The organism is Lachnoanaerobaculum sanguinis (assembly GCF_033242365.1).
In the GTDB taxonomy this organism is placed as follows: Bacteria; Bacillota; Clostridia; order Lachnospirales; family Lachnospiraceae; genus Lachnoanaerobaculum; species Lachnoanaerobaculum sanguinis.
In genome coordinates, this window is record NZ_BTHK01000065.1 from 1 (window position 1) to 370 (window position 370).

Genomic DNA, 370 nt, shown 5'->3' on the forward strand with positions numbered 1-370 from the left:
TACTTGTATAAACATTTAGACTTATGTTCACATCCACTACAGTCTGAACATCCATATACTTCATATGTTTGTGTATAACCATTCTGTTCTTTCTTTTCTGTGTTGATATGTCTCAGTTCACGGCCGTCATGACATATATAGACTTGCTCATCCTCAAATACCATTGTCTTCATGTTGTAGTATTTGCCTATATCTTTACTGTATGCTCTTGTTTTTCGTTTTTCATGATCCTGTAGTTTTATATAACTGTCTATTTGATTTTCTTTCAGATATAAGAGGTTTTTCTCACTACAATAGCCGCTATCTGCCGTAACTTCTTCAAGCACTTCTCCAAATGCTTTCTTATGCTTTTCAAGGACAGGAATCAGTG

General features: G+C 34.6%; 1 pseudogene. It reads right to left on the reverse strand.

Annotated elements, in window-relative coordinates:
* Positions 1-370 (reverse strand): annotated as a pseudogene (locus SBH76_RS13545) (IS1182 family transposase); the annotation flags it as partial.